The following is a 16,135-nucleotide window of genomic DNA, read 5'->3' as shown; positions in this document are numbered from 1 at the left end:
AACAAACTCACAATCGCCGTCGCCGACGGTACGCTTGTTTTCGCCAGTGAACACTGCAGGACGCAAAGGCAACAACAGAGCTTGAGTGCACCTGGGCTGGTTCGGTTCGGTGCACTGGCAAGGCGGGCAACCGCTTGCGCTGGAAAAAAACACACCTAGATGTCAATGACGTTCAAAAGGAGCCTGTGAGGATGCGAAAGTCGATTTTCATTGGGATGATCTCGGCTTTGATCCTGTTTTTGAGCCCCAATGTCCTGTTGGCTCAGTCCCAACTTCCAAACCTTGGCCGCGTGCTGGAGGCCGAAGTGCCAGCGCCCGCACTGAAAGGTAATCTGGTCGGGACAAACAGCATCCAGAAAGCCGCCATTTATCTGCCTCCCGGCTATGATCTTTCAGAGGACCGTCGTTACCCGGTCATCTATCTTCTGCATGGCATCTTTGATGATTACGGCGTCTGGGTTGAAAACTTTGAAGTCCCGAAGATCCTGGACCGATTGATTGCACGTGACGAGATCCCGGATCTGATCGTTGTGATGCCAAATGGCGGTAACAGATTTGGTGGAGGCTTTTACCGAAATTCACCCGTGACAGGAAACTGGGCTGACTACATCGCAGAAAACTTGGTGGACTTTGTTGACAATGAATTTCGTACCGTGGCGAATACCGCAGGCCGCGCGGTAGTGGGCCATTCCATGGGCGGTTACGGCGCACTGAACCTGGCGATAACACGGCCAGATGTTTTTTCGGTCATATGGGCGCTCAGCCCTTGTTGTCTTGTGCCCGAAGAAGATCTGAGTTTCGGCAACGATGCTTGGCGGCGTGCAGCGGCAGTTGAAAAAATCGAAGACCTTCAAGAGCTGCTTGAGGCCGGAGACTTTTATCCGATCGCTCTCCTGGGTATTGTGACTGCTTTCAGTCCCGATCTTCATGCCGCCCCGTTATACGGTGACTTTCCATTTGATATCGTTCGCGGCGAAATAGTGCTCGACGATGAGGCTCTCGACCGGTACCTGGATCAGTTCCCGGTTCGCCAGATAAGGAATGCCCGCGAAAGTCTCCGCAGCCTTCACGGGTTATGTATGAGTGTCGGGCTGGATGACCAGTTCCTTCACATCCCTTCAGGGACGCTAAAATTTTCACAGGAGCTGGGCAAAGAACGGGTTCCGCACAGGCTGGATGTTTATGACGGAGACCATCGCGAACTCGTCGGAGAACGTCTGGAAAGCACGGCATTCCCTTGGGTGGCTGAGCGACTGACGTCAACCAAATAGGGTTTAGGCGGAGCGTGGCTCTAAGGATTTACCGGCCCACAATCGTGCTGAAAGGGCCGGCATTTTCCCCACTATCGGCCTCAGGAGTAGCGATACACTGTTTTGCCCGCTACAACAGTGGTCAGAACCCGGCCTGAAAACCTTGCATCTTCAAAAGGTGAATTCTTTGAGCGGGATCTGATGGCGCCTTTTTCCAGCACCCAGGGCCGTTCCGGATCAAAAACCGTGACATCCGCCGGTGCGCCCTTGGTCAGTCGGCCTGTTTCAAGACCCAGTCTGTCGGCGGGGCGGCACGTCATCGTCTTTAAAAGCGTTTTCAGATCGACCTGCTCTGTATGATAGAGCCGCAGTGCCGCCGCAAGAAGGGTTTCCAGGCCAATCGCTCCATCTTCTGCTTCTGCCCACGGATGACGCTTCGTTTCCACGTCCTGGGGGTCGTGATTTGAACAGATGATATCGATGGTTCCATCCGCGACAGCTTCGATCATCGCCTGCCGGTCGTCTTCATCCCTGAGTGGCGGGGACATCTTGAAGAAGGTCCTGTAGTCGCCAATGTCGTTCTCGTTGTGGGTGAGATTGTTGATCGAAATGCCCGCAGTTATGTCCAAGCCCCGCTTTTTGCCTGTGCGAATGACATCAGCGCTGTCAGAAGTCGAAATCAGGTTCGCGTGATATTTGCCTTTCGACATGCCGACCAGGCGCAAATCCCGTTCCAGCATGATAATTTCCGCCTCGCGGGGAATGCCCGAAAGGCCTTTCCAGCTCGCATTGAGACCGGCATTCATAACACCGCCTGCCAGGTCGGGATCTTCGGTGTGATGGATAACAAGAGCGTCGAAATCGCGGGCATAGGTCATGATACGCCGCATGACCTGGGCGTTTTTGAGGGAAATGTGCCCGTTTGTAAAAGCAACGGCACCGGCTTCCTTGAGCAGACCGATTTCGGCCATTTCCTTGCCGTTGAGCCCCTTGGTTAGTGCAGCAAGCGGATGGACGTTGACGATCGCGGTGTCGCGGGCGCGTCTCAAGATGAAGTCGACCAGTGCCGGATCATCGATTACCGGATCCGTATCGGGCATGGTACAAATCGTGGTAACCCCACCCGCCGCTGCCGCCTGTGACGCGCTGGCAAGGGTTTCGCGATGCTCAGCGCCCGGTTCTCCGACAGAAACGCACATGTCAATCAGGCCGGGGCAGGCGATAGCGCCTTTGCAATCGATGATTTCGGCCCCGTAAGGTGTTCCTTGGTTGGCAGCTTCCGGCCCGGCAGCCAGGATTGTGCCGTCGGCAATGATGACCGAGCCCGGTGCGTCCAGCTCGCGTACTGGATCGATCACTCTGGCGTTGGAAAGAACCAGAGGTTTTGGTGTGTCGAGTGCCACGGTGTCTGTCCCCGGTTCAGTTGTTCGGTAAATTGGCGGCGAGTGCTTCAAGAACAGCCATGCGGACGGCCACACCCATTTCGACCTGTTCCCGGATCAGGCTTTGAGCGCCATCTGCAATGGAGGCATCGATTTCGACACCGCGGTTCATCGGTCCGGGATGCATAACCAGCGCGTCGTCACGCGCAAAGCCAAGCTTCTCTGCATCAAGGCCGTAGTAGCGATAGTACTCGCGAACAGAAGGAATGAAGGCCCCGTTCATGCGCTCGCGTTGAAGGCGCAGCATCATGACGATGTCAGCGCCCTTGAGGCCTTCGCGCATGTCGTTGAAAACCTCGACACCCATCTTGGCGATGCCTGAAGGCAGCAATGTCGACGGTGCGATTGCCCGGACCCGCGCGCCGAGAGCATTCAGCAAGATGATGTTTGAACGGGCGACACGCGAGTGGGCAATATCGCCGCAAATAGCAACGGTGAGCCGGGCGATTTTCCCCTTATGCCGCCGGATTGTCAGAGCGTCGAGAAGAGCCTGTGTCGGGTGTTCATGCGGGCCGTCTCCCGCATTGACAACAGAGCATCCAACTTTTCGCGCCAGCAAATGAACAGCGCCTGCAGCGTGATGGCGCACAACCAGGAGATCCGGATGCATCGCATTCAGCGTGGCCGCCGTATCGATCAGCGTTTCGCCTTTCTTCACCGAGGATTGAGAGACCGCCATGTTCATGACGTCTGCCCCAAGCCGCTTGCCAGCCAGCTCAAAAGAGCTTTGGGTGCGGGTTGAGTTCTCGAAGAAGAGATTGATCTGGGTTCGCCCCGCCAGCACATGCTTGCGTTTGTGGATCTGCCGGGAAACTTCAACAGCTTCTTCAGCTCTGTCCAGTAGGCCCAGAATTTCGTGGGGGTGAAGACCCTCTATGCCCAGCAAATGTCGATGGGGATAGGGGTTGTCTCGATGGGAGTCTTTCGCGGTCATCGAGACAACCCCTATATGGGGAATCGCACGCCTGTACAAGAAACAATTCGCATCGTGCCCGCTGTCCACATGTCAGCTAAGAATTTGAACAATTGGACAAATATTGAAAACGTTCCGGGTTCTTGTCTGACATGTCATGTGAAGATCAAGAGAGCGACAGGAATAGTCACGGTGGCGGCCAGTGTCTGCAACGTGATGATCTCCGCCATGAGTTTTGCATCGCCGCCAAGTTGCTTTGCCAGAAGGTAAGAATTGCTAGCGCATGGCACGGAACAGGCAATGATGACGACGGTCATCGCCGGACCCGAAACGCCGAACAACATGGCGCAACCAAAGCCCAGGAGCGGCATCAAGACCGGTCTTAGGAATGTTCCCATCGTCAGGGCCGGGCCGGGTCTTCTAAGCGAACTCAGATCGAGACCGGCGCCGACGCAAATAATGCCGATCGGCAGGGCTGCCCTGGAAAAGATTTCAAGCGTGTCGCTGACAACGAATGGCAGGCTCAAGCCGCTGAAGTTGAAGACAATACCTGCGCCGATGGAGATGATGAAAGGATTCGAATAGAGATCCCTGAGAACCTTGGCAGCGCTGGGAGCAGGGCCGCTTGCGTAGCGTGACAGCACTATGATGCTCATGATGTTCAATGGCAGGATCATGAACACCATTGCAACAGCCATCAGTGCAAGGCCGGTGTCGCCCAGAATATTGTCCGCGATTGCGAGCGCTATCATGACGTTCCATCGCAGAGTGCCTTGAAAAATCGACGTGAAGCGCGTCGCGGCTATGCCCCAGATGCGCTCGATGACCGGCTGAAGCAGTAGCAACACACCTGCCATGAAAAGGATCGCGGCAAGAAGTGCGAGGCCGAGATCCAGCGTTGGAAAACTAGCAAAATCTGCCTGTGAAATCGTCCGGAAGAGAACGGCTGGAAAGAGCGCATAGAAGGCAAGCTTCTCAACACCGCGCCATTGTTCACCCGTAATCAGGCCAATGCGTGCAAGAAGGTACCCGGAGGCAATAACAAGAATAACCGGCGTCAGCGCGGCAAGGGTCGTCAGCATAGTGTGATGGTCGCGAATTGGATAAGCCCGGCTCGCCCGATAGCGGGAAAGCCACTTAACAGACGGCAGGGCAGGTTGTCAGCTATCTAATCCCATAAATCCCAACCGGTCCAGAAATCCCTGAAGAATGAAGGCTGCGGCCATTTTATCGATTACTTCAGCTCTTTTTGCACGGCTGGAGTCGGCTTCCAGAAGCGTGCGCGTCACAGCGGCGGTGGAAAGGCGCTCGTCCCAATAGGTAATCGGAAGATCGGTTTTCTGCGAAAGGTTGCGTGCAAACGCGCGTGTCGCCTGCGCCCGCGGACCTTCGCTGCCATCCATGTTCAAAGGAAGGCCGAGCACGATACCAGCGACATCCTGACTGGCGCATAGGCTCAGCAGGTGCTCCGCATCGATAGTGAACTTTTTGCGCTTTATTGTCTCCATTGGCGTTGCGATGCCGCGGCCAAGGTCAGAAAGTGCAAGTCCGATGGTCTTGGTGCCGAGATCGAGGCCGATCAACCTGGTATTGGCAGGAAGCGTGGCCACAAAGTCTTCAAGTGAAAGCGCGGGATCATTTGCCATGCGGTGCCTTTAACAGGCCCAATGGCTCTGATCCAGCGTGAAAACGCTCTTCAAAGCCCAAAGTCTGGCCGGAGACGACATTGCCTCCGGTCATCCCATTGGGAACAAAATCGAGTGGTTCCATTGCGCAACAGGCTTTCAAAATCCGTTGACCTGACATTGTGCAATCACGTCAAAAGAAGTTTCATGCGAGTTAAGAGTAACGCTCCCGGTGCTCAATTGGAGTGCTCGGAATAGGAGCAGACAAAGAGGCGGCACAAATGAAATTGACGTGGTACGGCCATTCCGCATTCAAGGTCGAGGTCGATGGTGCATCCATCCTCATAGACCCTTTCCTGACAGGCAATCCTTCGTTCCCGGAAACACACTCGGTTGATCAGGTTTGTGAGGGTGTGAACCACGTTATTCTGACACATGGTCACGACGATCATATCGGAGACGCGGTCGAGATCCTCAAAAAGACCGGAGCGCTGTTGACGACAAACTTCGAGATTTGCATGTGGGCCGGCCGACAAGGTGTTGAGAACATCAACCCGATGAACAGTGGCGGAATGGTTGATACCGGCAAGTTCAAGGTGGCGCTGACGTCGGCTTTGCATTCCTCTTCCAAACAAGGCGACGGCGAAGCCATATATCTTGGAAATCCGCATGGCGTGATCATCGAAGCGCCTGATGAACCGGTTCTCTATCATATGGGCGATACGGATATCTTTTCCGACATGTCACTGATCAACGAGATTTACCAGCCGAAGATCGGTCTTGTGCCCATTGGTGACCGGTTCACCATGGGCGGTAAAGTGGCCGCAATGGCTTGTAAGAGATTTTTTGAATTCGACACCATTGTTCCCTGCCACTATGGCACCTTTCCGATTATTGATCAGACGGCAGAGACATTTGTTTCGGCTCTCGGGGCCGACTCAGGCAAGGTAAGGTGCATGGAGCCCGGTTCCGGGATAAGCATCTAACCGGTATTTGGAGACAAGTGAAAGTGAACATCTCTGTGAAGTCGCTGCTGGCATTGCCGGTATGTTTGTGTTTGTCGCTGGCACTTGTTGCAAATCCGGTTTTTGCGGCGGACAAATCCATTACACCGGACGGAAAGCCAGCCCCGTCACAGCCTCTGGCAAAGCCTGGCTCCAAGGCAGCGGTCGAGGCTGAAAGCGCCGCCAAGACACCGTATGAAAAGGTCCAGGAAGTGTTCTCCGGTGATCTCACGGTCGCAGGTGAGAAAGTCGCATTTCCGCAGGACAATCCATCAGTGAAGTCTTTGATCGTCACGATGGAACCGGGAGACGTGACAGGTTGGCATCAACACCATGCGCCTTTGTTCGCGTATATCCTGGAAGGCGAAATAACGGTGACCTACGAGGAAATCGGTAAGAAGGTCTATCGGGAAGGTGAGGGCATTCTCGAAGCTATGAATGTGACACATCGCAGTGAAAACACCGGAAGCGGGCCTGCGAAGATTCTGGCTGTCTTTTTGCTGGGCGATGATGGCAAAGCGACGGTCGATCAAGCCGCACCCGGTGCTAACGGGGCCAAGGTCGAGTGAGTGTTCGACGCCGGGTAGCTGTCATGTAGCTGCACCGCAGGTGGCAGCGATCGCGGGCGAGGTCGGACCAAGATAGAAGTAGTTTTCCAGCCCAAGCGCAAACACAGAAACGCCGATCAGACTGTGTTCCAGCCACACGGCCGCGAGAGATTTGTATTTCCGGTATGTCCGGTAAAAGGAAAGACCTGCGACAGCGGCAAGAACGACCGACACCCAGGTGCCGAAGATGATGTGTACCCAGCCGAAAAGGGCCGCAGATACCAGTAAGGCCGGCAGATAGGGGAGATTGAAGGCGTCCATCCGCCAGGAAACATACGCCCGGAAGGCAATTTCTTGAGGAAGAACGGAAACAAACCCGTAGAAGACCACAATCGATGCCATCATTAAGAGGCGCCGCGCGTGGAATACAAAATAGTCTGTCCGGATTGAGGACAAGAACGACAAGCGCAATTGCTCCAGTGCCAAGGAGCCATCTGGCAAAAATGCCAGGTAACGCCTTAACGCAGCCTGCCCAGTTGACCGCGAGATAACTCGTCTCGACGCCATTGGCTTTTAAGCGCCAGAAACAGTAACCGGCGACAAGGAATATTGTTGAGAATCTGAGGAATTGAACGCTCAGACCTGTCAGGACAATTGGACCGACGACAATCGCTAAAAGCTCAAGAACAAGCAGGGCCTTCCCAGTGCCGGGCTTGGTTCGGCTCACATTGCCGGAACTTTGGATCCCTTTCTGCAACGCAATACTGCCGTTTCAAGGCGTGTGCCACATCATCACCACTGGCAACGCGTGTCGTGTCTCACAAATGGTAGGACGACCGGCAGTTCTCTTATTTTAATCGCGCGACACGCACGTTTATCATAGACGATTGAGCAATGCCGGTGTGGGCCACGCATCAGCTGGCAAGCCGAGACGCTCCTGGACCGCCTGAACGGCGGCGCGGGTCCCGGAGCCGAGAATACCGTCGATCTTGCCGACATCAAAACCCATGTTCTGAAGTTTGGTTTGCAGCTGTTTCATCTGAGCGTCGTTCAGGCCCGGGTCCGAATTGCCCGCAGTATAACGCGGAGCACCGGCAAGCCGGGTTGCGAAATAGGCCGCTGTTGTCGTGTAGATGAAGGACTGGTTCCATTCCAGATAAATATTGTAGTTCGGATAGGCGAGAAACGCCGGACCTTTGCGACCTTGCGGCAGCAGGAGCGAAGCTGGCAGGTTGCTGGAGATTTGCCCCCAACGGGACTGGACACCGAGTGCTGCCCATTGCGCTCCGGTCTTGGTTTTTCCAAGCCCGGTCTCGGCCCAGTTGAGGTTCTGCGGCACCGCGACTTCCTGAAGCCAGGGTTCACCGCGTCTCCAGCGAAGATGCTGAATGAAGGCACCTGCTGTCAGGATTGCATCTTCCGCGCTCTGCTTCAGGCGCACATGACCGTCGCCATTTCCGTCCTTGCCGAATTTGATGATGTCTTCAGGCAGCATCTGGACCATGCCGATTTCACCTGCCCAGGCCCCGGTTGTGCGCTGTGGGTCCAGGTCGCCATGCTGGACCATTTCGATAGCAGCGATAAGTTGCGGCCGAAAGAGCTCGGGCCGCCGGCAATCATGTGCAAGCGTCGCGAGTGCGTTGACCGTATTGAAATCGCCCTGGACCGCGCCGAAATCGGTCTCCAATGCCCAAAATGCCGTGATGACCGGTGCCGGAGCGCCATATTCCTGCTCTGTACGCTGAAAGATAGCGGCATATTTCTTCATATTGGCCGCGCCGTTCTTCATGCGGTAGTTGGAGATGACCCTCTTGGAAAAGTCCAAAAATGTCATCTTGAAAACACCCTGCGCCCGATCTCGGGAAAGGACCTTTCTGTCGATCTGGGCACCTGCCAGTGTCTTGTCGGCCGCGTTGGCGGAAAGGCCCTTGGCGACGGCTTCCTGCTTCACGCCCGCCAGGAACTGACGGAAGTCTCCGCCACATTGCTGTGCGAGACCCGGTGCAGTTGTCAGGCAAAGTCCTGCAAGGGCAGCGAGGGCGAGTTTGGAAGTGAATTTGGCACGGCGGTTCATGAACAGTCCTGTCGTATTCTGGCGCAATGGAAACGGCGGAGCCTAAAAAATCCGCCCTAGTTGACTGTGCTTCGCAGGCAAGGTCAACAGGTCAAGCGTGCTGAAACGTGTCGCGCACAGGAATTCGGGTGCTTGAGCGGGTTACCGGCAGTTGCCGAAATCTGACCCTGCCATAATGGTGCCATCGGGTGAGCGCTTCAGGTGACCATTGACGGTCGCTGAGGAGCGGCAGTCGGAGCGTGGACCTGCCAAGCCGGACTGCGGGTAGCTGTCGGTATTCACGCCGGAAGTCTGCTGCTGGCACATCTGGTAGGCCATGTCATAAAGCGCTTCCCAACCACCGGGCATCGATCCGAGATTGTCCAACACGCCAAGTGCTCCGCCTGCGCGTGCACCACGACGCGCGCCGCTCGGGCCGCGCCATTCGCCTCCGACAACCGCTCCCGCCATGCCTCCGGAAACGGCGTCGCCCACGACGTCGCCGCTTCCCACATGCGCATTGGCATAGTCGGTGGCATAGACGACGCAGTCTGTCCCGTCAGCGAGTGCTGGTTGGCCGACATTCAGGCCGGACATGGCAAACACTGCGGCGGCAAATGCGAACGATTGGCGGTAAGCCATGATCCGTCTCCGTAGCTGCTTCAGGCCAGTTTAATCATCCACCGGAGCCATTCCAGTGTGTCAGGGACAGCCCATCAAGAAGACGTGCGATGTGCCCAAGAGAAGGATACGGGGCAGGGCTTAACAAGCCTCTACCTGAATAGGTGACTCATTCGCCCGAAGCTGTTCGTTCGATAAACTTCTTGCCGACAAAACCAGTCTGCCCATCGAAGTCGACGCCGCACCACCACGTGCCGCAGGTATTAAAACTGATTTCAGTACCGGCAGGAATTACAGCAAGGATCGTTCCGTCCTTGTCTTCCGATTTCCTGAGATTGACCGATGCGGTGATGGTCCCCTTGTTGGGATAGTCGGTGCCAGCGGTACCAGGGTCAGACGTCGTTTTGGGCGTCACGCTGGCTGTTTCCGTCAACTCAACAGGGGTCGTTCGTAAGGTTGGGTCACTCTGCAACGGTGTTTCGGGTTGAGGTGCAGGTTCTGCGAGAGATGGCGCGATAGTTGCCGTTGTACCGGCAGCAACCTGTTGTGCATTGTTCCCGGCGATAGCATCAACACCAATCGCTTTGTCACCCAAGTCGAGCGTCGGCTGCTCTGAACCTGAAGGCCTCGTGTCGTTTGTCTGCGGGTAAAGAGGCGCAACTTGCGGTGTGGTCAAGGTGCCTCGCTCTGCAAATGCCAGGCGTATGCGCTCCTTGGCGTTTTCAATTTGTGCAGTTGTTGCTCCGCTGGAATGAACGGGGGTTGCGCTGACAGGGGACGCAGCGTCGTCGGCGATGAGCCCTTCGATGGTCGGTTCGGCGGAGATCGCTTCTGTTGTCACCAGTCGGGCATCTTCCTCAACCGGTTTGTTGGCAGCAGCCATACCAATGGCAAAACCCGCGGATCCGATCACGGCAATCAGCAGCCCGCTGATCAGGAACATTTTGGATTTCGGATCCTGTAGGCCGGATTTTGCTTTTTGTTTTATGGCGTGAGGCAGAGGAACCACGGCCGGTTTCGGGGGCGTTGTTTCAGAACTGTCTCGCGGCCGGCGGAACACGCCGGGGATTTCCAGATCCGGTTCCTCATGGCCATCGAGCAGTTTCGGTTTCCGTGCTTCCTTGATGGCTGCTTCCTCAGAGGTTGCATGCATGTGCAAGATCTTTGCTGCAATTTTGCTGGCATCCAGCGGTTCGGGATCTTGAAGAGCAAGTGCAGCCGTATCGGTTGTATGGACGAGTTTGAGGTCTTTTTTGGGTGGTTTTGTTGTTACATTGTCCGGTCTGTAGCTGGTGCTGATATCGCAAGAGTTGGCAGGCGCGATTACGGAATACATTTGGCCCTCCCGGGTTTGCGCTACGGGTACGCTCAGAGCGGTGACATTGGTCCCGGTCGGTATTTTTTGCTGAACACTCTTGTGCCTGCCGTTCCTCAACATGTTCAAAACGACATCGGGCACTGACCACGACCTGAAGCATTAACCTTTGATAATGCGTCGGTTCACAGGCCGGATTGGGGCAGCACTGGGGAATTTCACGGAAAATGTGACGGGCTTGTGGTGAATGACGGGCAGGTTGGCCTTGTTTGCAAATGCCTAACGAGTCTCATTCACAATATGTCCGAGTCGAGCGTTCGGATGCGAAATGTGGGTCGCACCGGCGTTTAGAAAAATGGGCAAGTGAAAACTATGGCGCGCTGGTTATCTCAACTCTTCATCAAGTCGATGGGAATTGCAGTTGTATTGATCTATGCAACGAATGTTTCTGTCGCTCAAGAAGCCAAGGAACTGAAGGTCGGGCTCTTGGCAACCTTGTCAGGACCGGCAGCGATCTTCGGCGAACATATGCGGGACGGCTTCATGCTGGCAGTCGCGCAATCAAATGGAGCTCTTGGTGGTCTTGCGACGAACGTGCTGGTCGTTGACGACAAGCTCGATCCTGAACATGCGGTCAAGCAGGTCACCAAACTGATAGATGAAAATGGTATCGACGTTCTCGTTGGTGTCAATTTCTCAAGAGTGATGCTGGCGGTTCACGATCCCGTCGTGCGATCCAAGACGCTGTTCATTGGAACAAATTCCGGGCCCGCTCCCATCGCAGGCGGCAAGTGTAACCGCTTCTTTTTCTCCACTGCATCCCAGGACGACCAGGTTCACGAAACCATGGGGCGATACGCGAGTCTCAAGGGATATCAGCAGGTTGTGACAATAGCACCTGACTACGAAGCCGCGCGGGATGCGGTTACGGCATTCAGACGACACTTTAAGGGGCAGATTGCACGAGAGCTTTTCCCAAGACTCGGTCAGACCGATTTTGCCGAGGAATTCAACCAGATCGCTGAGATTGAACCGGATGCCATTTATGCCTTCATGCCGGGTGGCATGGGTGTCGAACTGGTCAAGCAGTTTCACACATCCGGACTGAAGGGCATTGTCCCATTTCTGTCATCGAACACGATCAATGCCATCACGCTTCCAATAACGTCGGAGATGGGTGAGGGGCTTTTTTCAGCATCTCATTGGGCCCCAAATCTCGACAATCCCGCAAACAAAAGGTTCGTCCGGGAGTTTTCCCGAAAGTACAAATATGCGCCGTCAGTCTATGCCGCGCAGGGGTATGATGCAGCCAAGCTTATCCACTTTGCACTCGAGCTGACAGGCGGGGTGAAAGAGCAGGAAGCTCTTATTTCGGCAATTAGCGCGGCCCCGTTCGAAAGTGTTCGCGGAGACTTCCGGTTCAATTCGAACCAGTTTCCAATTCAGGACTTTTATCTCGTCGAAGGTGTTCGCAGAACCAGCAGGCTCTATGAAATGGAAGCTATTGCGCGGGTATTTGACGATGTCGGCGACGCGTATGCCGGTTCTTGCCGCATGTAACTACGCTCAATTCGACGTTGCACTGCGTGAGTATTGAATTGGTCAGTCCAAAAAACGTCCGCTGCCATCTTGTATTCTGAACTGGCCAGTCCATATCAGTGTCATGAGCCACACTGCAAGCAAAACAACCATCGAGGAAAAACGGGCTTCAGGGCCTGGGCGTCCTCGTGCGTTTGATGAAGCGGCTGCGCTTGAAGCAGCGATGAACGTCTTCTGGCAGAATGGTTTCGAGTCAACCTCTCTTGATGATCTGACCGGCGCCATGGGGTTAAGCCGATCAAGTTTTTATGCTACATTCGGCAGCAAGCAGGATCTGTTTCTGAGGGCAATTGGATATTATTCCCGCAATGGGATACGCGGTCTTGCGGAAACGGCGAGAGCAGCTGAGGCGAGCGACGCAAATGTTGTTGATGCCATGATGAAGGCCTTGTCAGACCCCAAGGGTGGGCCGCGCGGGTGCCTTCTCATCAACTGCATAACAGAGCTTGCCCCACACGATGAGAAAGTTGCCGAACTCGGCCGGCGTCATCTTGAAAGCATTGAGGATCTGTTTGCCAAGGCACTCGATCCCGCGAATCCAGATGCCGTCCGTGACAAGGCCAGTGCCTATTCGTCGCTGGCCATAGGCACGCTGGCACTCAGAAAAGCCGGAATTCCTGCCGAACGGATCACCCGAACGATTCAACAGGCAAAAGAGGTGCTTTCACCTTAAGTCGACCTGAACTCTATTCCAACAAAACGTTTCGCGTATAATATTGGACTGATCGTTCCAATTTTATGCCAACCCGACCAAAGGACTGCAAAGGATAGTAAGATGTCGGACAGCAAGCTTTTCCAAGCCTCACAAGCAGGTGCAATTGAACTCAAGAACCGCGTGGTCATGGCACCGCTGACGCGGAACCGCGCCCGTGCCGAGGACGATGCCCCAACAGAATTGCAAGCTGAATATTATGGACAGCGAGCAGGGGCGGGCCTGATCATTACCGAGGCCTCTCAAATATCGCCGCAAGGCAAGGGTTATGCATGGACACCTGGCATTTACTCCACGGCCCAGGTTGATGGATGGAAAAAGGTAACCAGCGCGGTTCATGCCAAGGGTGGCAAGATTGTTCTTCAACTCTGGCATGTCGGCCGGATCTCGCATCCAGTCTTGCAGCCGGAAGGTGTTGATCCTGTTGCACCGAGCGCGATTGCCGCTCAATCGAAGACCTTCGACGGCGCGCAATTTGTGGACACGCCGACACCAAGAGCACTTGAAGCAAGTGAAATTCCGCAGATTGTCGAAGACTACCGCAAGGCAGCGGCAAATGCCCTTGATGCAGGCTTTGACGGGGTCGAAGTGCATGCGGCCAATGGCTATCTGATCGACCAGTTCCTGCGGGATGGGTCTAACAAGCGAGAGGACGCTTATGGCGGATCTATCGAGAACCGGTCTCGGTTCTTGAAGGAAGTCATGGATGCGGTCGTTGGTGTCTGGGGCGGCGAAAGGGTGGGGATCCGCCTTAGTCCGTTCTCAAACGCAAACGACATTTCCGACAGCGATCCGCAACAGACCTTCTCTCACGCGATACGTTTGCTGAACAAATACGACCTCGCCTACCTACATCTGGTCGAAGGCCAGACCGGCGGACCGCGCGATATCCCCGAAGGTGGCGATCTTGCTGCGCTATATGCGCTCTTCAACGGCGTCAGAATGGGCAACAACGGTTATGACCGCGCTACGGCAATCGAGGCGGTTGAGAGTGGCACGCTTGACCTCGTGGCGTTTGGCAGGCCGTTCATTTCCAACCCCGATCTGGTGGAGCGTCTCAAAGTCGACGCTGTGTTGAACCAGCTCGATCCCGATACACTCTACGGCGGCACTGAAAAGGGATACATCGATTATCCCTCCTTGAGTGAAGCGACAATTGCGGCCGAATAGGCATGAAAAGATTCAGGCTGTCTGACATCCACCCCTTCTGAGGCGGCCTGAAGCTTGGCCGGTGCGGCGTAATTGCCAGCACCGGCTTCTTTTTAGCCTGCGTGCTGCGCTGGCTCGCGCACATTGACCACAATAAGGGCGCACCATAAGCCAAGAGCAAGCTCTATTGCCAGGGCCGCAAGAAGTGACGCAGGCGGTATTCCGTCCATCGGCAAGCTGATCAGGCGCCCAACCGCATAAGACAGCAGAAGCACGGCCGACAGGATGAGAGCTGGTGTTACAGGTCTATCGTCTTTCAAGCCGGCGATTGCCAGGATGCATCCAGCGAGGATCGGCACTCCAGGAGCTCTGATTTCGCTCATCATGGCAGCGGACGGGTCAAGAGCGATATTGTTCAAACCATACAAAAATGAGGGCGCAAAGACTACGAGAATGCCGACGATACCTAATGTCAAAGCAGACAAGGATAGGGCGATTTTTGTTTGAATGCTGGCCATTCCAATTCTCCGGTCGTGGTTTGATCTGATTTCAAGGTGACGGTCTAAGCCTGGATTTTCCATGCTTGAAAGTGTTAAAAAGTCAGCAGATCGTCCAGAAATAGGCTCAGACACACATCCTTGTCCGATATCGTTACAGAAGAAAATCATCCCGCGCCTGTCAAAGTCGACAGGCATGATCCGTTGAATGAAGCGCTTCACCTGCTCAATCTCAGCGGGACATTTTATTGCGTACCGGAACTGACAGCGCCTTGGGGCATTGCAGTTCCGGAGCTTGCAAAGCGACTGGTTTTGATTGTCGTGACCGAAGGCAAGTGTGTCTTGGACCTCAAGAACGGAGACGTGCTTGAGTTGGGGCAGGGCCAATTGGCGCTGCTGCCTCATGGAGGGGCAGTTGACCTGCGTGATCACCCATGCAGTCCACTGACACCCCTTTTTGATATTCCTGCCAAAAGACACAGTCCAAATTTCGAGACCATGAGTTTTGGTGGTGGCGGTGTCATGACACGTATGACCTGCGGTGTGCTGAAGGTGGATCATGCAGCAGCCGAAAGGCTGATCGAGCTTTTGCCACCGGTGATCTTGCTGGACGAATTTGATTTGCTAGCAGGAAGGTGGGTTGAAGGTACACTTCAATATCTTGCAGAAGAGGCCCGGAACCCTCAGCCTGGCGGTGAAACGGTCCTCACGCGACTCACGGACATTTTGGTTGTTCAGGCCATTCGAAGTTGGTTGAAGCGCGCGCCGGATCAGCAAACCGGTTGGCTTGCAGCGCTCCGTGATGCGAAAGTCGGTAAAGCCCTGCAGATATTTCACAAAGAGCCTGAAGCCTCCTGGACGATAGAGCGTCTTGCCCAGCATGCCGGCATGTCCAGATCAGCATTCGCTGCGCGGTTCAAGGAACTGACCGGTGAAGGGGTGATGAATTATGTGACCCGATGGAGGATGCAGCTTGCTTGCAGCGAATTGAAAAACAGCGGCAGTTCGCTGGCCGGGATTGCCTCAGCTGTCGGGTACGAATCCGAGGCAGCATTTGCCCGTGCTTTTAAGCGTGTCGTTGGTCAGACGCCTGCTTCGTTCCGCAAACTCTGAAGCCTACTTTTCAGCAATCGATTGGTCGATTTCCTCCAGCGAAATCCCGCGTGTCTCAGGTGCATATGCCCAGGAAAACCAAAACCCGAACGCACAGCAAAGAGCGAACAGCGTGATTTTTTAGATTTTTGAACCCGGCCAAAAGACATTGCGTTTTTCTAAGCCGGATGCGTGCCATGAAGGGGATGGATCAACCACGCAATCATGTGTCGATTGCGCGCAATGATGAAATAGAATCCGTCAACCGTACCGGAGCGTACTCTTTTTTGAGGATCTGTCCTTTTACGAATTTTG

Annotated in this window: 16 protein-coding genes; 7 read left to right on the top strand and 9 right to left on the bottom strand. The window is 54.8% G+C overall.

Translation table 11 applies throughout. The features are described from left to right. Positions 1-191: 191 nt before the first annotated feature. A complete protein-coding gene (locus Q0835_RS00525) occupies positions 192-1,271 on the top strand; it encodes an alpha/beta fold hydrolase (protein WP_298957771.1) in 1,080 nt (359 codons plus the stop codon). Positions 1,272-1,351: 80 nt separating this feature from the next. On the opposite strand, the gene Q0835_RS00520 is transcribed toward Q0835_RS00525, so the two are convergent. The 4 genes from Q0835_RS00520 to ruvX all read right to left on the bottom strand — a co-directional run bounded on the left by Q0835_RS00520 (position 1,352) and on the right by ruvX (position 5,251). Further along, positions 1,352-2,653, bottom strand: a complete 1,302-nt coding sequence (locus Q0835_RS00520; RefSeq protein ID WP_298814269.1) for a dihydroorotase — start codon at positions 2,651-2,653, stop codon at positions 1,352-1,354. A 16-nt stretch (positions 2,654-2,669) separates the two neighbouring features. Beyond that, positions 2,670-3,626 (bottom strand): aspartate carbamoyltransferase catalytic subunit, encoded by a 957-nt coding sequence (locus tag Q0835_RS00515; protein ID WP_298814268.1) that lies wholly within the window; start codon positions 3,624-3,626, stop codon positions 2,670-2,672. A 134-nt stretch (positions 3,627-3,760) separates the two neighbouring features. Beyond that, entirely contained in the window at positions 3,761-4,687 is a 927-nt protein-coding gene (locus Q0835_RS00510) for an AEC family transporter (protein WP_298957769.1), read from the bottom strand. 78 nt (positions 4,688-4,765) lie between these two features. Continuing rightward, entirely contained in the window at positions 4,766-5,251 is a 486-nt protein-coding gene (gene ruvX, locus Q0835_RS00505; protein ID WP_298957767.1) for a Holliday junction resolvase RuvX, read from the bottom strand. Between the two features lie 260 nt (positions 5,252-5,511). Here ruvX and Q0835_RS00500 point away from each other — a divergent pair, with 260 nt between their 5' ends. Next, positions 5,512-6,216: a metal-dependent hydrolase gene (locus tag Q0835_RS00500; protein WP_298957765.1), complete on the top strand. Its 705-nt coding sequence runs from the start codon at positions 5,512-5,514 to the stop codon at positions 6,214-6,216. Positions 6,217-6,239: 23 nt separating this feature from the next. Further along, on the top strand, positions 6,240-6,803 hold the full coding sequence (locus tag Q0835_RS00495; RefSeq protein WP_298957764.1) for a cupin domain-containing protein: 564 nt from the start codon (positions 6,240-6,242) through the stop codon (positions 6,801-6,803). Between the two features lie 21 nt (positions 6,804-6,824). Here the strand turns inward: Q0835_RS00495 and Q0835_RS00490 are convergent, their stop codons facing one another. The 4 genes from Q0835_RS00490 to Q0835_RS00475 form a co-directional block, all read right to left on the bottom strand. Further along, positions 6,825-7,187 carry a CPBP family intramembrane glutamic endopeptidase gene (locus tag Q0835_RS00490; RefSeq protein WP_298957762.1) on the bottom strand — a complete coding sequence of 121 codons (363 nt, stop codon included), beginning with the start codon at positions 7,185-7,187 and terminating at the stop codon, positions 6,825-6,827. A gap of 472 nt (positions 7,188-7,659) precedes the next feature. Next, positions 7,660-8,856 (bottom strand): lytic murein transglycosylase, encoded by a 1,197-nt coding sequence (locus tag Q0835_RS00485; RefSeq protein WP_298957761.1) that lies wholly within the window; start codon positions 8,854-8,856, stop codon positions 7,660-7,662. A gap of 141 nt (positions 8,857-8,997) precedes the next feature. Then, entirely contained in the window at positions 8,998-9,477 is a 480-nt protein-coding gene (locus tag Q0835_RS00480) for a hypothetical protein (protein ID WP_298957760.1), read from the bottom strand. Between the two features lie 148 nt (positions 9,478-9,625). Further along, positions 9,626-10,792 (bottom strand): SH3 domain-containing protein, encoded by a 1,167-nt coding sequence (locus tag Q0835_RS00475; protein ID WP_298957759.1) that lies wholly within the window; start codon positions 10,790-10,792, stop codon positions 9,626-9,628. Between the two features lie 351 nt (positions 10,793-11,143). Between Q0835_RS00475 and Q0835_RS00470 the strand changes: the two genes are divergently transcribed. From Q0835_RS00470 to Q0835_RS00460, 3 genes are all read left to right on the top strand, one after another. Next, the gene (locus tag Q0835_RS00470) at positions 11,144-12,331 is read left to right on the top strand and encodes an ABC transporter substrate-binding protein (protein ID WP_298957758.1); all 1,188 of its coding nucleotides are present in this window, start codon (positions 11,144-11,146) and stop codon (positions 12,329-12,331) included. 103 nt (positions 12,332-12,434) lie between these two features. Further along, positions 12,435-13,043, top strand: coding sequence for a TetR/AcrR family transcriptional regulator (locus Q0835_RS00465; RefSeq protein WP_298814255.1), 609 nt, complete (start codon positions 12,435-12,437; stop codon positions 13,041-13,043). A gap of 102 nt (positions 13,044-13,145) precedes the next feature. Next, positions 13,146-14,252: an alkene reductase gene (locus tag Q0835_RS00460; protein WP_298814254.1), complete on the top strand. Its 1,107-nt coding sequence runs from the start codon at positions 13,146-13,148 to the stop codon at positions 14,250-14,252. Positions 14,253-14,344: 92 nt separating this feature from the next. On the opposite strand, the gene Q0835_RS00455 is transcribed toward Q0835_RS00460, so the two are convergent. Continuing rightward, on the bottom strand, positions 14,345-14,749 hold the full coding sequence (locus Q0835_RS00455) for a DUF4345 domain-containing protein (protein WP_298957757.1): 405 nt from the start codon (positions 14,747-14,749) through the stop codon (positions 14,345-14,347). Positions 14,750-14,869: 120 nt separating this feature from the next. Here Q0835_RS00455 and Q0835_RS00450 point away from each other — a divergent pair, with 120 nt between their 5' ends. After that, positions 14,870-15,841, top strand: coding sequence for an AraC family transcriptional regulator (locus Q0835_RS00450; RefSeq protein WP_298957756.1), 972 nt, complete (start codon positions 14,870-14,872; stop codon positions 15,839-15,841). Positions 15,842-16,135: the final 294 nt, after the last annotated feature.

The organism is uncultured Roseibium sp., from assembly GCF_947499295.1.
Taxonomy (GTDB): Bacteria; Pseudomonadota; Alphaproteobacteria; order Rhizobiales; family Stappiaceae; genus Roseibium.
This window is presented reverse-complemented; position numbering and strand designations above follow the sequence as displayed.

What these genes read in the sequence shown, in the direction of transcription:
- Q0835_RS00515 (WP_298814268.1), bottom strand. Translation starts at nt 3,626, where the DNA reads ATGACCGCGAAAGACTCCCATCGAGACAACCCCTATCCCCATCGACAT.
- Q0835_RS00500 (WP_298957765.1), top strand. Translation starts at nt 5,512, where the DNA reads ATGAAATTGACGTGGTACGGCCATTCCGCATTCAAGGTCGAGGTCGAT.
- Q0835_RS00480 (WP_298957760.1), bottom strand. Translation starts at nt 9,477, where the DNA reads ATGGCTTACCGCCAATCGTTCGCATTTGCCGCCGCAGTGTTTGCCATG.
- Q0835_RS00455 (WP_298957757.1), bottom strand. Translation starts at nt 14,749, where the DNA reads ATGGCCAGCATTCAAACAAAAATCGCCCTATCCTTGTCTGCTTTGACA.
- Q0835_RS00475 (WP_298957759.1), bottom strand. Translation starts at nt 10,792, where the DNA reads ATGTATTCCGTAATCGCGCCTGCCAACTCTTGCGATATCAGCACCAGC.
- Q0835_RS00510 (WP_298957769.1), bottom strand. Translation starts at nt 4,687, where the DNA reads ATGCTGACGACCCTTGCCGCGCTGACGCCGGTTATTCTTGTTATTGCC.
- Q0835_RS00525 (WP_298957771.1), top strand. Translation starts at nt 192, where the DNA reads ATGCGAAAGTCGATTTTCATTGGGATGATCTCGGCTTTGATCCTGTTT.
- Q0835_RS00460 (WP_298814254.1), top strand. Translation starts at nt 13,146, where the DNA reads ATGTCGGACAGCAAGCTTTTCCAAGCCTCACAAGCAGGTGCAATTGAA.
- ruvX (WP_298957767.1), bottom strand. Translation starts at nt 5,251, where the DNA reads ATGGCAAATGATCCCGCGCTTTCACTTGAAGACTTTGTGGCCACGCTT.
- Q0835_RS00490 (WP_298957762.1), bottom strand. Translation starts at nt 7,187, where the DNA reads ATGATGGCATCGATTGTGGTCTTCTACGGGTTTGTTTCCGTTCTTCCT.
- Q0835_RS00470 (WP_298957758.1), top strand. Translation starts at nt 11,144, where the DNA reads ATGGCGCGCTGGTTATCTCAACTCTTCATCAAGTCGATGGGAATTGCA.
- Q0835_RS00465 (WP_298814255.1), top strand. Translation starts at nt 12,435, where the DNA reads ATGAGCCACACTGCAAGCAAAACAACCATCGAGGAAAAACGGGCTTCA.
- Q0835_RS00485 (WP_298957761.1), bottom strand. Translation starts at nt 8,856, where the DNA reads ATGAACCGCCGTGCCAAATTCACTTCCAAACTCGCCCTCGCTGCCCTT.